Consider the following 14,667-nt stretch of genomic DNA (forward strand, 5'->3'; position numbering starts at 1 on the left):
ATCATTTTAGAAGGCAGTTCAAATCGAGACTGCTCTACCGATAGATTTCTGCTTTACACAAAATGCTACTTTCTCTATAGCTACTGCTTTTTTGGGGAACCCCAGCTTTTGATATCGGGGTGGGCACATTGGTTCTCTGGTTTTCTAACCATCCAACTTCGGGTATCGCCCCTACTTCCATCTAAGGCACCGTTCGCCGATATTACTGACACATTGACAAATGACCCCTACTACCGAATTTCTGATTGTTTTGCTACTGATCGTTGCCAATGGCATCTTTGTGATGTCAGAGTTAGCTATCGTCTCGGCTAGGAAGGTGAGGCTGCAACAGCTGGCTAACCAAGGGGATGTCAAAGCACGCGCTGCCTTGGAACTGGCGAATTCCCCGAATCAGTTTTTGGCGATTGTTCAGGTGGGGATAACCCTCCTAGCAATTATCTCCGGTGCTTTCGGCGAAAGAACTATCGCCAAAAGCCTTACCCCTCTATTAGGGTTGATTGCCTGGAGCGCTCCGTATAAAAACGCGATCGCATCAGCGATCGCCATCCTGATCATCACCTATCTGACACTGATTATTGGCGAACTAGTGCCCAAGCGGCTGGCTTTAAACTATCCAGAACGGATTGCTTCATCTGTTGCTATCCCGATGCGGATGTTGGCTACTATTGCTGCCCCAGTTGTTTATCTATTGAGTACCTCCACAGATATGATGGTGCGGCTGTTGGGCATCAGACCGTCTACCGATGGTGAAATCACCGAACACGATATTACAGCCTTAATCGAGCAAGCCACGGAGGCGGGAACCTTTGAGGAAGCAGAACAAGACATGGTGGAACGAGTGTTTCGCCTGGGAGACCGACCCGTGAGTGCGTTAATGACACCCCGACCGGATATTGTCTGGCTTGACCTAGAAGACTCCCAGGAAGAAAATCAACGCAAGATTATAAACAGCGCCTATTCCCGATTTCCCGTTTGTCAGGGGGCGCTGGATAATGTTTTGGGCATCATTCCCGTGACTGACCTATTAGGGCGCTGTCTGTCCGGACAACAGCTTGACCTAACGCTCTCGTTGAAACAGCCGGTATTTGTGCCTGAAAGTACCGGAGGGCTGAAAGTTCTAGAATTATTCAAGCAAACCGGCACTCACATGGCGCTGGTTGTAGATGAATACGGCGTCACTCAGGGAGTAGTTACGCTCAACGACATCTTAGTAGAAATCGTTGGTGATGTAGAAATCGATAGTACAACATCTCCTCCAGCCGTACAACGCGAAGATGGTTCCTGGTTGATTGATGGAATGTTGTCGGTGGAAGAGTTTTTTGAAATATTAGATATTGAGGAATTGCCGGGAACGCAAAAAGGAAACTATCACACAATGGGCGGTTTTATGATTACCCATTTAGGGAAAATTCCTACGGCTGCCGACCATTTTCATCTGGGTAGTTGGCGTTTTGAAGTGATGGATATGGATGGCAATCGCGTTGATAAGGTGCTGGTGATGCCCGTCTCTAGAGATGCCGCTGATTCTGAGTCTGGCGATTGAGATGCTGAAATTGCTGGGTTGAGCATGTTTTAACGCTTTGCGTGTTATCGGCATTGCCTGCATCGTGCGTTGATGTTGACACAGAAAGCGATCGCTTCTTAATCCGGTTCGCTTAGAGCTAAAAATACCAATTCCACCGAATTTCCATTCTGCCCACACCTGTTTTAGGAGCCAAAAATGCAGTCAGAAGAAGCAATCCGAGAGCAATTTGACCGTGCAGCAAATGCCTACAGTACATCACCCATTTTCGCACAAGGGCACGATCTGGAGCTGATGGTGCAGGCAGGTGAACCAACATCAGAGATGAGTGTACTTGATGTAGGGTGTGCGGCAGGACATACGGGGTTTGCTTTCGCCCCCCATGTCCGCGAAGTGATTGGCATCGACTTAAGCCAGAAAATGTTAACAGAGGCATCGCGGCAAGCAACGGCACGAGGCTTAAATAACGTGCATTTTCAGGAAGCCAATGCTACAGCACTCCCCTTTTCAAATGAGCAGTTTGATATTGTGACTTGCCGCTATGTCGCTCATCACTTCCCCAGCTTGGCACCCGCGCTGAGTGAGGTTTTTCGAGTGTTGAAAGCGGGTGGAAAGTTTCTGGTTGTGGACATTATTTCACCGGAAGATATTGCACTGGCAGAGTTTATCAATCAGGTGGAGAAACTACGCGATCCTTCTCATAGTTGGGATTGGATGATATCGGAGTGGCAAGCGGCTGGCGAAAGTATTGGGATGCCCTTCACCGCGATGCAACAGTGGCACCTACCGATTGATTTTGCAGATTGGACAGCACGACAGCAGACACCACCAGAAGCAGTTCAAGAACTGGAAATATTACTGGATAATGCTTCTTCACAAGCAAAATCGGTATTTTCTATTGTGGGTGCGCCGCAGCGTTCCTTTTGCGAATACTCGGCTCTCCTGCGGGGAACAAAATCATAAACTAGGGAAAGAAATTTTGCCCTTCCCTACTGAAAATTGAAGGTGGAAACTAGAGGTGAAGAAACCACGTTGCAGTGTGCCCGCGCCGCCTCAATCAAGGCAGTGATATCCTCTTCCTTAGTGTTGAAAGCCGTTACTAATCGCACGGTTGATGAATATTCCCCCTCCCAGCGATAAAATTGGAAACCATCGGCAAGAAGCCCTTGGATAACTTCCTCCGGCATCTGAATAAAGATTTCATTTACTGCAACCAGATAGCACAGGTTCATTCCTGGTAGCGCTGTTAGCCCGTGCGCTAATTTCTTAGCCATCTGATTAGCATGGGCAGCATTTTTCAGCCACAAATCATCTTTAATGTAAGCTTCCAACTGGGCAGATAAAAACCGCATCTTTGAAAAGAGATGCCCGCTGCGCTTGCGACGATAGGCGAAAGTTTTTGCCAAATCTTGATTAAAAAAGATGACGGCTTCTGCTGCCATTGCACCATTTTTAGTCGCTCCAAACGATAGTACATCAACCCCAGCCCGCCAAGTGATATCCGCTGGAGAACAACCCAAGCTAGCAACCGCATTCGCAAAACGGGCACCATCCATATGTAAACCCAAATTGTAGGAATGGGCAATTTCGGCAATCTGGGAAATTTCCTCTGGCTGATAGATAGTTCCAGCTTCCGTTGCCTGAGTCAAGCTTACAGCCGCAGGCTGTACGTGATGGACGACGCCAGCGCCCGATTTTGCCAGTACAGCAGCCAAGTCAGCGGCGCGAATCTTGCCATCTGCACCATCCAGGGTTACTAGCTTTGCGCCGCCGGTATAAAATTCGGGTGCCCCGCATTCATCCAGATTGATATGAGATTGGCGATGACAGTAAATCGCCCCAAACGGAGGTGTCATAACGGACAGGGCGAGGGCATTGGCAGCAGAACCCGTGGTGACGGGAAAAACGGTTACATCTGTCTCAAACAATTCCTTGAACTGGGCTGACAAGCGCTGGGTATATTTATCATCACCATAAGGCATGGTGGTACCCTGATTAGCGGCAGCGATCGCTGCCATAATTTCCGGCGAAATCCCGGTGACATTGTCGCTACAAAAGTTCATCTGTTCGTCTCGCGTTTCTCAATACTCAACTCTATGCTAATCGCCTCTGCCGACATAGATCCTCGACTTCTGGAATCATTTAGAGTTGCGATATCTTGTTCTGCGAAATCGGAATCTTAATGACGAACTCTGCCCCCTCTCCGGGTGCAGAAATACACTCCATACTGCCACTATGTTTTTCTACTACAATCTGATAACTAATCGATAGCCCTAAGCCGGTACCTTTCCCGACTGGTTTCGTTGTGAAAAAGGCATCGAATAGATGAGAACGGACTTCTTCTGTCATGCCTGGGCCGTTGTCGGCAATGCGAATCACCGCTAGCTTTTCGTCTTCAACAGCGGTGCTAATTTTAATACTGGGTAAAAGACAAAATATTTCCTCCTTAGCGACTGACTCTTCTAGTGCATCAATCGCGTTACTCAGCAGATTCATAAACACCTGATTCAACTGTCCCGCGTAACATTCAACTAATGGCAAATCGCTATATTCTTTGGTCACGGTGATCGTGGGACCGCCAGCGATCGCTTTCAGGCGATACTGCAAGATTAGCAAGGTGCTATCAATGCCTTCGTGAATATCAACCGGCTTCATTTCCGCTTGATCGACGCGAGAAAACGAACGTAAGGACTGAACAATTTCCCGAATTCTCTCAATTCCTAAGTGCATTGATTTTAGTAACTTTGGCAAATCTTCAATAATAAAATCAAGGTCACTTGCTTCAATTTCTTGGTCAATTTCAGGTGTAGAGGGGTATTGTTGTTGGTAAAGGTGTAACAAATAGAGCAAACTATTCGCATAGTCACAGGCATAATTTATATTGCCGTGAATAAAGTTAATTGGATTATTTATTTCGTGAGCAACTCCAGCCACTAATTGACCGAGGCTAGAGATTTTTTCAGTTTGAATCAGTTGAGCTTGAGTTTTCTGGAGGTCAAGCAGAGTAATTTTTAGCTCTTGAGATTTTTCTCGATAACGATTTTCACTTTGCTTGCGCTCAGAAACTTCAAGCAATAACAGATCGTTGGTCTGTCTAATTTCTGCTGTTCGTTCCTCAACTCTCCTTTCAAGCTCAACATTGGAGCGGTGCAACTCCTCTTCTACTTGCTGACGCTCAGCGATTTGTTTTTGCAGCTCAAGATTAATCAGTTCTAACTGCTTGGTTTTATCTAATAATATTTTTTGTGTGGCTTCTAATTTGTCAACGGTTAGGGCTTCTTCGCGAAGAGTATGAATGTAGTCCGAACTCAAGCCAATAAATGGGACGAGGTAAGCAATAATTTTGAGAAAATGGGCAATATTAAAATGGTTGTCGAATAATGCAGTTGACCCAAAAGCTATGTGGAGTTGAACGGCAATTTGGGGAATCACGCTAATCGCTAGCGCTAAAGAAAAATGGCTGGGATAAGCATCATAAAAGCGAGGAAAAACAAAAATACCTGCAAAGATAAACAATAAGAGGGGAGGGACATCCCAAGGACGAGTGACAAGCGCGTTCGGGAAAATAGTTGCCGGTATGGCACTATGGGTACAGAAATAGACAATTGTATAAGAAGCAATAGCAAAAGATACACTAGCGATCGCAACAAAACCCGCGCCTCCCTTCCACTTTCCTGGTTTCGTCGCCAGAAAAATTCCCGCGCCTCCCAGCAGAATCAAAGCATTAAAAAGTCGGCAGACTGCCCAAGTCAAAGGAATTAGGTTTTGGCTATCTGCTATCCCCTGGCTCAATCGGTCGGCGGCTAAAGCATGAAAGGTGTCCATGCACCCCGCGCAAAACATTGCCACGCCAATTATGAGCGTGACAGCATCGCGCTTCAGGCTGAAGTGAATCAAAGACAAAATAACAATGGACAGAGCAATACAGAACGCACTCCACTCCAGAATGGTGTGCAGAAAGCTTCCGGAAAGCGTGTACTGCATCGCTTCGACAAATGCGCGGGGAGACATTCCCACAGCAGCTGGCACCTCGAAGGGATGCTTCGGTGAGGCAAAATCCACTCCCAACAAATTCAGCAAGCTAGGCAGCACACAGATCGCTACCACTACCCAAATCAATTGAAAAGGAATCCTCATTGTTTCCATAGCATTTTTCTCAATCCCCCTATTTCAAGATGCCACTAAAGCTTAGCCACAAGTACAGAGGCAGTCATTTCTGACTCTACTAGCGTGGCTTTTAGCCTTCTGCCATTGCCAGAGGTCAGTAAGCTGATATGCGCGATCGCTAATTGAGTAAATAAAAATACACCTTATGGCAGTTCTACGTAACTAAACGTAACTATATTCTGGGATACGTTAATGCGACTTCGCCATCAGGCGAAAAATACTCTTAACAGCGAGGCTAATTAAAGGTGAGAATTGGCGCTTGTTACTTGGGCAACGGAAATTGTGAATTTACCGTTTGGGCACCCACTCTTCATACAGTAGCCGTACAAATTGTTTCTCCTGAAGAACGCCTTCTCACAATGCAACAGGATGAAGAAGGTTACTGGAAAGTTAAAGCTTCAGGCATTGAACCAGGAACGCTTTACTACTACAAACTCGAAGGAACAACTGATAGACCAGACCCAGCTTCAAAATACCAACCGAAGGGGGTACACGCCCCTTCTCAAGTCATCGATCCTAGCACTTTTGCCTGGAACGATACTAATTGGTCTGGCATTCCCTTAGATGAAACTATTATCTATGAATTACACGTTGGCACCTTCACTCCAGAAGGCACCTTTGAGGCAATAATTCCCCGACTTGCTGAATTAAGCGAGTTAGGGATTAATGCCATTGAAATTATGCCAGTTGCTCAATTTCCCGGTGAGAGAAACTGGGGATATGATGGGGTGTTTCCCTTTGCCGTGCAGAATTCCTATGGTGGCCCTGAAGGATTAAAAAAACTCGTTGATGCTTGTCACCAACACGGTATCTCAGTCATTCTCGATGTCGTCTACAATCACCTAGGTCCTGAAGGAAATTACTTCCGAGATTTTGCTCCCTACTTCACTACCAAATATCGCGGTGATTGGGGAGAGGCGATGAATTTTGATGACAAATACAGCGATGGCGTCCGTAACTTTTGTTTAGAAAACGCTCTTTACTGGCTCCAAGAATATCACATAGACGGTCTAAGATTAGATGCCATTCAGGGCATTTTTGAGATGGGTGCTAGACCCTTATTACAGGAAATGGCAGACCAAGTTGCTAATTTTTCCCAGCAACAAGGTAGAAAATTTTATCTGATAGCCGAAAGCGATTTGAACGATGTCCGAGTCATTCGACCCAAAGAAGTGGGCGGCTATGGAATAGATGCACAGTGGAATGACGATTTTCACCACGCATTGCATACCTTACTCACCGGAGAGAACGATAGGTATTACGAGGATTTTGGAAAGGTTGAACAACTCGAAAAATCTTTCAAAGAAGGCTTTATTTACTCCGGACAATACGCTTCTCATAGAAAGCGCCGTCATGGTAGTTCTTCCAAAGACGAACCAGGATATCGATTTATTGTTTTTACCCAGACTCACGACCAAATTGGTAATCGCGTCCTGGCAGAAAGGTTATCTCAGCTTGTTTCCTTAGAAGGTCTGAAACTAGCTGCGGCTGCTATTTTTCTATCTCCTTTTGTCCCCTTCCTTTTCATGGGGGAAGAATATGGTGAGGAAGCGCCTTTCTTTTACTTTATCAGTCATTCAGATAAGGATTTGATTGAAGCAATTCGCAAGAGTAAAGAAGAAGAATTCAAAGTATTTGTGGGGCGAGGCGAAATGCAAGATCCCCAAAGTCCTGAAACCTTCCAGAAGTGTCAGATTAACTGGGAAAAACGAAAAGAAGGAAAACACAAAGCTCTTTGGGAATTTTATCAGCAACTTATACATCTACGCCGAACAATTCCTGCTTTGAAGAAACCAGACAAAAACACCCTAGAAGCGTCCAGTATTGAAGCCGATAAAATCTTATTCCTTCGGCGTTGGAGTGAAACTAGTCAGATATACTCCATTATGAACTTCAATCAAAAAGAGGTCACTTTTACAGCTAATCTACCAAGTGGCAACTGGCAAAAGATTTTAGACTCTTCCGATACTCAGTGGATGGGTTCTGGTTCCACTTTACCGGAAAAACTCACGCTAAACCAAGAATTGACCATCAAACCACAGAGTATTGTTCTCTACGAGATAGCAGGATAATAGACGAGGCAGAGCCTTCCAATCCTAATTATCAAACTGATGATAACGAGACGATTGAGGCTTTGCTTCGCCAGTCGTCACTGTAGAGCAAGCACTGTTCACCTGACAAAATTAGAAAAATCATTGAGGAATTAAAATTACATCATGCGGATTCCAGCAGCTACTTACCGAATTCAATTTAATGCAGATTTTCCCTTTGATTCAGCCAAGAAAATTATTGCTTATCTCGCTGAATTAGGAATTTCCGACCTTTACGCTTCGCCCATTTTTAAAGCAAGAGAAGGTAGCACTCATGGCTACGATGTTGTTGATCCCACACAACTGAATCCCGAACTAGGAACACCGGAAAATTTTGAAGCATTGGTGAATGAAATCAAGAATTACGATATGGGATGGGTACAGGATATTGTTCCCAACCACATGGCTTATGATAGCCAAAATCAGTTCTTGATGGACATCCTCGAAAATGGACCAAATTCCGAGTATTTCGATTACTTCGATATTGACTGGAATCATCCTTATGAAAACCTGAGAGAGCGCGTTCTTGCCCCAATGTTGGGGAATTTTTATGGGGATTGTTTGGAAAATGCCGAAATTCAACTCCAGTACGATCAAAGCGGGCTGAGTGTTAATTACTTTAGCTTAAAACTTCCTGTAAAAATAGAATCTTATGCCCCGTTCATTACTCATAACTTAGGAAAACTAGCTAAATCTCTGGGAAGAAATCATCCAGATTTTGTTAAATTACTAGGGATTCTTTACCTGCTTAAAAACACGCTAGTAGAACCAAAAGGTAAAGAACGATATGACCAGATAGCCTTTGTGAAAGGACTTTTGTGGGAACTTTATACCCAAAATCCAGAAGTTCAGGAGTTTATCGATAGCAACATAGAGTTTTTTAATGGGGAGAAGGGCAATCCAGAAAGTTTTAATTCTCTTGATAGGTTGCTTTCAGAACAGTTCTATCGCCTTTCGTTTTGGAAAGTGGGTGCTGAAGAACTGAATTATAGAAGATTTTTCACCGTCAACGAATTAATTTCTGTCAAAGTCGAAGAAATCAAGGTTTTTCATAAAACTCATAATTTTATAAGTCAGTTGGTTGAGTCTGGAACAATCACAGGACTCCGAATCGACCATATTGACGGACTCTACGATCCAAGTGAATATTTGCAACGGCTGAGAAACAAAGCTGGAGATGTCTATATTACGGTTGAAAAAATTCTGGAACATAAAGAAGATTTACCTGCTTACTGGCCTATAGAGGGAACCAGCGGCTATGACTTCTTAAACTATGTTAACGGTATTTTCTGCCGAACTGAGAGCGAGGAACGGTTTACTGAGATTTACTCTAGACTGACAGGTTTAAATACCCCCTACGAGCAGCTTTTTATGGATAAAAAAAGGCTGATTGTAGAGAAAAATATGGCGGGAGATGTAGATAATTTAGCCCATCTTTTGAAACGAGTATCGGGGCATTCTAGAGTAGGAATCGATTTTACTCAGCATGGTCTGCAAAGAGCTTTGGCTGAGATTCTGATACTGTTTCCCGTTTATCGAACTTATATCAATCAAGAGGGATTAAGAGAATCGGATCGCTTCTATGTGAAGGAAGTCATTGAAAAAGCTAGAGAGCAAGTGCCGTTGCTTTTGAAGGAACTGAACTACATTGAAAAACTCTTGTTGCTAGAAGAGGAGGACTCTTTAAAGGCAGAACAAAGAGAAGTACAGCGTCACTTCGTGATGAGACTTCAGCAGTTGACTGGCCCATTGATGGCGAAAGGAATTGAGGATACGCTTTTATATGTTTACAACCGACTTTTATCCCTGAATGAAGTGGGTGGAAATCCGAGCCAATTTGGGGTTAGCGTTGCAGATTTTCACGAGTTCAACCAAAAGCAGCATGAGCGTTGGCCTCATAAAATGAATGCCACGGCAACCCATGATACCAAGCGTGGGGAAGATGTCAGAGCTAGAATAAATGTGCTTTCAGAAATTCCCGATGAGTGGGAAGAACAGGTAAAAACTTGGAGTAAAATTAACGACTCTAAAAAACGCCGCATGAAGGGTCGAGTTTTTCCTCAAAAGAATGATGAATATTTCTTTTACCAAACGCTGGTTGGTGCTTTTCCGTTTGCTGAAAGCGAGCGATCGCACTTTGTAGAGCGCGTGAAAGAATATGTAGTGAAAGCGGTTCGAGAGGCTAAGGTTCACACCGCTTGGCTCAGACCGGATACTGATTATGAAGATGGCTTTGTTGCTTTTATCGAAGAAGTCCTGAACCCTTCCACAGATAATCAATTTCTCCAGGAGTTTCTGCCCTTCCAACAATCGATAGCTTACTACGGAATTTTCAATTCTCTCTCTCAAACTTTGCTAAAAATTACCGCTTCTGGTGTACCTGATTTTTATCAAGGAACGGAGTTATGGGAGCTGAGTTTAGTAGACCCAGATAATCGGCGTCCAGTGGACTTTGAGCAGCGGCTAGCATTCCTTAAAGAGATTAAAGAGAAAGCTAAGGCAGATGTTCTGAAGCTGATCGATGAGCTATTTACGAGTAAGGAGGATGGAAGAATTAAGCTTTTCTTGATAGCTAGGGTTCTGGAGGCAAGAAAACAAAATTTGGCAGTTTTCCAAAAAGGAGATTATATACCGCTAGAAGTGAATGGAAAGTTTCAGGATCGGATTGTTGCTTTTGCCAGAAGTTATGAAAATCGGGTGGCAATTACAATTGTCCCGCGATTGCTGACGAACGTTGTCCAAGAAGGAGAATATCCTTTGGGAGAAGTATGGGGTGACACCCAGTTGAAGCTACCGCAGGGAATGCCATCTGCAATGAAAGATGCAATTACTTCTCAGTCCCTGAGCGCGAATGGCACGGTGTTGATTGGGGACGCCTTAAAACACTTTCCGGTAGCTTTATTAATTAGCGAAAGCGATCGCTAATATCGATTCCCCTTTGTCATACTGGACATCAGATACTGTTGCCCCTCATCGATCGGGGGGCAACAGACAGATTTATTACAAATACTAAGGAAAAATCGTGATTAATCAATCATTACCTCAAACCGAATTGTTTCCCTCCCTAGAACAAATTCAGGCAGTAAAAGCCTACATTAAAAAAACTTGGAAAACCCTCTATCGCTCTCACGAGCATATTTTGGATGCTGCCCGCGACCCAAAAATTGGTCATATTTCCGGTAAAGGTTGGCCTATCTATGTCTCGCAATCAGAAGATCGAGCGCTCATTGAGGCATCTTTGCGGGAAGTTTTGAGCAACGAAGAATTTAATCAAATTGAAATTCGCACGTTACCGGCAGAAGTTGATCAAATTGAAGATCACGGGTTGCTCTATTTACCTCATGCCTATGTGGTTCCGGGCGGTCGTTTTAATGAGATGTACGGCTGGGATAGCTATTTTATCCAGTTAGGATTGTTGCGAGATGGAGAAATAGAATTAGCCAAAAGCTTGGTGGAACAGCTAATTTATGAAATTGAGCATTACGGCACGATTTTGAATGCCAATCGTACCTATATGCTGACGCGATCGCAACCTCCCGTCCTTACGCCGATGATTTTGGCTCTCTTCCAGCACACGCAGGATCGGGACTGGCTGCAATCAGTACTGCCAACCGTTGAACGTTTTTACTACTATTGGACATTACCCCCCCACCTGAATCAAGCAACCGGACTTTCGCGCTATTTTGCATTAGGTGAAGGTCCAGCGCCGGAAGTGTTAATTTCCGAGCGGGATGAAGAAGGGAGAACTCATTATGATCGGGTACGGGAATATTATCGGACGTTTGCAGTTGAAGCTTACGATGTCAACTTGTATTATGACCGCCAGAGCGATCGCTTAACTGATTTATTTTACAAAGGCGATCGTTCCATGCGAGAATCTGGGTTTGACATCAGCAACCGTTTTGGCCCATTTAGTGTAGATATTATTCACTATGCGCCCGTTTGCTTGAATGTTTTGCTTTATAAAACAGAACAAGATACCGCTCAGATAAACGATATTTTGGGATACGAAGAAATTGCTCATCAGTGGCGCGATCGCGCTCGCAACCGCCACAAATTAATTGACCGATTTCTTTGGGATGAAGAAGCTGGACTTTACTTTGATTACAACTTCCATACTGGCAAGCGTCGCCCCTATGAATTTGCCACCACATTCTATCCTTTGTGGGCTGGAATTGCATCTGAAGAACAAGCCAAAAGAGTAGCCGAAAATTTACCCGAATTTGAGGCACCGGGAGGATTACTCACCAGCACTCATGTAACCGGAAATCAATGGGATGCTCCCTTTGGTTGGGCACCTTTACAGTTAATTGCAGTTCAAGGACTTCATCGCTATGGTTATCACCAAGACGCCGATCGTTTAGCGAAAAAGTTTATATCTCTGCTAGTGCAAGAGTTTGAAAGATACGGAACGCTAGTAGAAAAATATGACGTTTGTAATTGCTCCGCCAATGTTTCCCATGAAATTCTCTTTGGCTACAGTTCCAACGAAATTGGCTTTGGTTGGACAAACGGAGTCTTCCTCGAACTGTTATCAACCTTAGAATAACTGAAAATTTATAACGCAGAGTTAGTAAAAGGAAATCACCAAGGTACACGAAGTTAAATATTCCTTTGCGTACCTTTGAGATTTCCTTAGCGTACCTTTGCGTTTAAATTATTAAGATTCCCGTCCTGTTGCCCATCTATCGCGCCATTTTACTGTCCCTTCCGTGGCAATAACCCAGCGGCGACCGACAGTATTTTCGCGCAAGGGTGCCTGACCTTCACGCCACAGTGCATACTTGTAAGTAATTAACTTTCCAGCACTTTCATCAAAGGGAATTTCCCCAAACCAAGTATTAGTATTGATGAATTCTAGCGGATACGCCTTAGAGATATCCCAATTGCCTAACTCCGGACAATCTCCGATTACCACAACAGTTTCACCCGGCTGTGTCTGCACTCCATTAAGTTGCACCCGCACAATCGTTTGCCCCTTGATGCGTTCCCCAACATGACTGATGACAATTACATCCCGCGCGTCTAGTTCCAAGTCTTGCAACTTTCCGTCTGTAACTTCAAACTTGCGCCGCATTAAAATATCGGTATGTTCGCCGTCTGGTAACTCCGTATCAATTGCTTCCAACTTGACAGCTTCCCCTCGATTCATCGCTACAAACAAAACAGAATCGCGGTAACGACGTACATAACAATAAACATCAGGCGTTAGATATTTTTGCCACTGACTCCCCATCGATACGGCTGGATTTAATCGCCGCAAACCTGATAGCAACCGGATATCTCGATAGAGGCGTGACTCGGTGTCCCAATTTTCCATCATCGGACGGTTGTAAGGATCGTTCCCGTCGTTGGTATCGTCGTGGAGATACTGTTCTGTACCGTAGTAGATACAGGGAATCCCACGGGAGGTCATAATCACAGCGATCGCTACCCGCAGCATCTCTGGATCGGGATTCAATGACTGGAAGCGGGGCATATCGTGATTATCAATAAATGTAATCAACTCCGTCGCCCCGCAGTAACGATGATCCAGATCCAGAACATCTTGAATCAGGTGAAATCCTCCTTCAGCACCCTGCGCCAAAGCCGCTCGGATTGCCAAACAAAAACCAAAATCTAGCATTGTCATGCCAGATTCATTGGCGAATTCTACCGAAAGGTCGCTTCGAGGGTCGCTAAAAATCCACTCGCCAAAGATAAAAACATCTGGTTTGTGAGTGGTAATATCCGCGTTAAATTCTTGCCAAAACCAGATCGGCATATGCTTTACAGTGTCAACTCGTAAAGCATCAACTCCCCGGTCTAGCCATTGTTTAATAGCTCCTTTAATGTAGTTTCGGTACTCGACGTTATTTTCGTTAAAAGTTGCTAAACCAGACAATTCACAATTTTGCACCTGCCACTCATCTTCCCAATTGGTAACTTCACCATAGTGGTGATACCAGTTATCTTTATCGTCATTAAAATCAGCAATTTTTACTCCATCGTCGTAGAGTTCTCCCTTCTTCCCGCTGAAATCTGGATTACTGTGATTACACACAATATCCAACACCAGTTTCATCTTGCGTTTGTGTAACTCAGCAACTAATCTGTCAAAAACTGTATCTTTTGTATCTTGAGTTTTATTGAGCGAAGGTTCTTCATCCTTGCCAATAAAGCGAGGATTAATCCGTTTAAAATCCTTCGTCCAATAGCCATGAATCGCAGCTTGCTCAACAAATAATGCTTCCACTTGCTCAAACAGGGGGGTAAGCCAAACTGCGGTAACTCCTAAGTCCTTTAAGTAATCTAGTTTTTCAATAATTCCCTGTAAATCTCCACCCCAATATTTACCCCAATCTTTTCGCTCTGGATCGTAAAGTTCTGGGTTTGGCCCTTCGCTGTTGTCAGGATCGCCGTCATAGAAACGATCTACAACAATGAAGTAAATGGTTTCCTGGCGAAATTCAATATCTCTGGTGTATAGAAACTCTAAATCAATATCACTTTCTGGTTTAGCTTCGATAACCAAAGACTCGATTTCTGCTTCTGAATTAGTAACTTCGTATTGAGATGACGAAGCTTGAGATGGAGGAGTTGATACCATAAAGTTTAGTGCGGCTAGTGTTGATAGAGGTGCGCTTTTGGAAAGGTCTGTGCTGTCCGGCTAAAGAGTTTAAGCCTTCAGACTAACTTTTTATAAATCTAACGAATTGTTTCCTTTTTTGTATATATATCCGGAGATAGTAGACTAATGGGACAAAGCCGTGATAAATGGAATAATTTTGTGGAAATTTTTAAAGCAACGAAATCTGCGGTTGGTTTGAAGGATTAGGTCTTACCCAACCGAACAGGGTGTTGGATTGAAGGAAGAAAGCCAACCTACAAAATACTTTACCCTCTTTT

Annotated in this window: 8 protein-coding genes; 5 read left to right on the forward strand and 3 right to left on the reverse strand. The window is 44.1% G+C overall.

From position 1 onward, the window contains the following. The first annotated feature begins 220 nt into the window (after positions 1-220). Positions 221-1,543 (forward strand): hemolysin family protein, encoded by a 1,323-nt coding sequence (locus NC996_RS19600; RefSeq protein WP_190687818.1) that lies wholly within the window; start codon positions 221-223, stop codon positions 1,541-1,543. A gap of 177 nt (positions 1,544-1,720) precedes the next feature. Further along, positions 1,721-2,485, forward strand: coding sequence for a class I SAM-dependent methyltransferase (locus tag NC996_RS19605; RefSeq protein ID WP_190687821.1), 765 nt, complete (start codon positions 1,721-1,723; stop codon positions 2,483-2,485). A 26-nt stretch (positions 2,486-2,511) separates the two neighbouring features. Here the strand turns inward: NC996_RS19605 and NC996_RS19610 are convergent, their stop codons facing one another. Both NC996_RS19610 and NC996_RS19615 read right to left on the reverse strand, forming a co-directional pair. Next, a complete protein-coding gene (locus NC996_RS19610; protein WP_190687824.1) occupies positions 2,512-3,585 on the reverse strand; it encodes a low specificity L-threonine aldolase in 1,074 nt (357 codons plus the stop codon). A 79-nt stretch (positions 3,586-3,664) separates the two neighbouring features. Then, complete coding sequence (locus NC996_RS19615; RefSeq protein WP_199303230.1) at positions 3,665-5,668, reverse strand: ATP-binding protein; 2,004 nt, start codon at positions 5,666-5,668, stop codon at positions 3,665-3,667. A 266-nt stretch (positions 5,669-5,934) separates the two neighbouring features. Between NC996_RS19615 and treZ the strand changes: the two genes are divergently transcribed. The 3 genes from treZ (at position 5,935) to NC996_RS19630 (ending at position 12,328) form a co-directional block, all read left to right on the forward strand. Further along, on the forward strand, positions 5,935-7,761 hold the full coding sequence (gene treZ / locus NC996_RS19620) for a malto-oligosyltrehalose trehalohydrolase (RefSeq protein ID WP_190687828.1): 1,827 nt from the start codon (positions 5,935-5,937) through the stop codon (positions 7,759-7,761). 144 nt (positions 7,762-7,905) lie between these two features. After that, complete coding sequence (gene treY / locus NC996_RS19625; protein WP_190687833.1) at positions 7,906-10,704, forward strand: malto-oligosyltrehalose synthase; 2,799 nt, start codon at positions 7,906-7,908, stop codon at positions 10,702-10,704. Positions 10,705-10,804: 100 nt separating this feature from the next. Next, positions 10,805-12,328, forward strand: coding sequence for a trehalase family glycosidase (locus NC996_RS19630; RefSeq protein WP_190687867.1), 1,524 nt, complete (start codon positions 10,805-10,807; stop codon positions 12,326-12,328). Positions 12,329-12,439: 111 nt separating this feature from the next. Here NC996_RS19630 and NC996_RS19635 read toward each other — a convergent pair whose 3' ends face one another. Beyond that, on the reverse strand, positions 12,440-14,368 hold the full coding sequence (locus tag NC996_RS19635; RefSeq protein ID WP_190687836.1) for an alpha-amylase family glycosyl hydrolase: 1,929 nt from the start codon (positions 14,366-14,368) through the stop codon (positions 12,440-12,442). Positions 14,369-14,667 lie beyond the last annotated feature (299 nt).

The sequence above is a fragment of the Trichocoleus sp. ST-U2 genome (genome assembly GCF_039961875.1).
Taxonomy (GTDB): domain Bacteria; phylum Cyanobacteriota; class Cyanobacteriia; order Cyanobacteriales; family FACHB-T130; genus FACHB-T130.

What these genes read in the sequence shown, in the direction of transcription:
- NC996_RS19600 (WP_190687818.1), top strand. Translation starts at nt 221, where the DNA reads ATGACCCCTACTACCGAATTTCTGATTGTTTTGCTACTGATCGTTGCC.
- NC996_RS19615 (WP_199303230.1), bottom strand. Translation starts at nt 5,668, where the DNA reads ATGGAAACAATGAGGATTCCTTTTCAATTGATTTGGGTAGTGGTAGCG.
- NC996_RS19635 (WP_190687836.1), bottom strand. Translation starts at nt 14,368, where the DNA reads ATGGTATCAACTCCTCCATCTCAAGCTTCGTCATCTCAATACGAAGTT.
- NC996_RS19605 (WP_190687821.1), top strand. Translation starts at nt 1,721, where the DNA reads ATGCAGTCAGAAGAAGCAATCCGAGAGCAATTTGACCGTGCAGCAAAT.
- treY (WP_190687833.1), top strand. Translation starts at nt 7,906, where the DNA reads ATGCGGATTCCAGCAGCTACTTACCGAATTCAATTTAATGCAGATTTT.
- NC996_RS19610 (WP_190687824.1), bottom strand. Translation starts at nt 3,585, where the DNA reads ATGAACTTTTGTAGCGACAATGTCACCGGGATTTCGCCGGAAATTATG.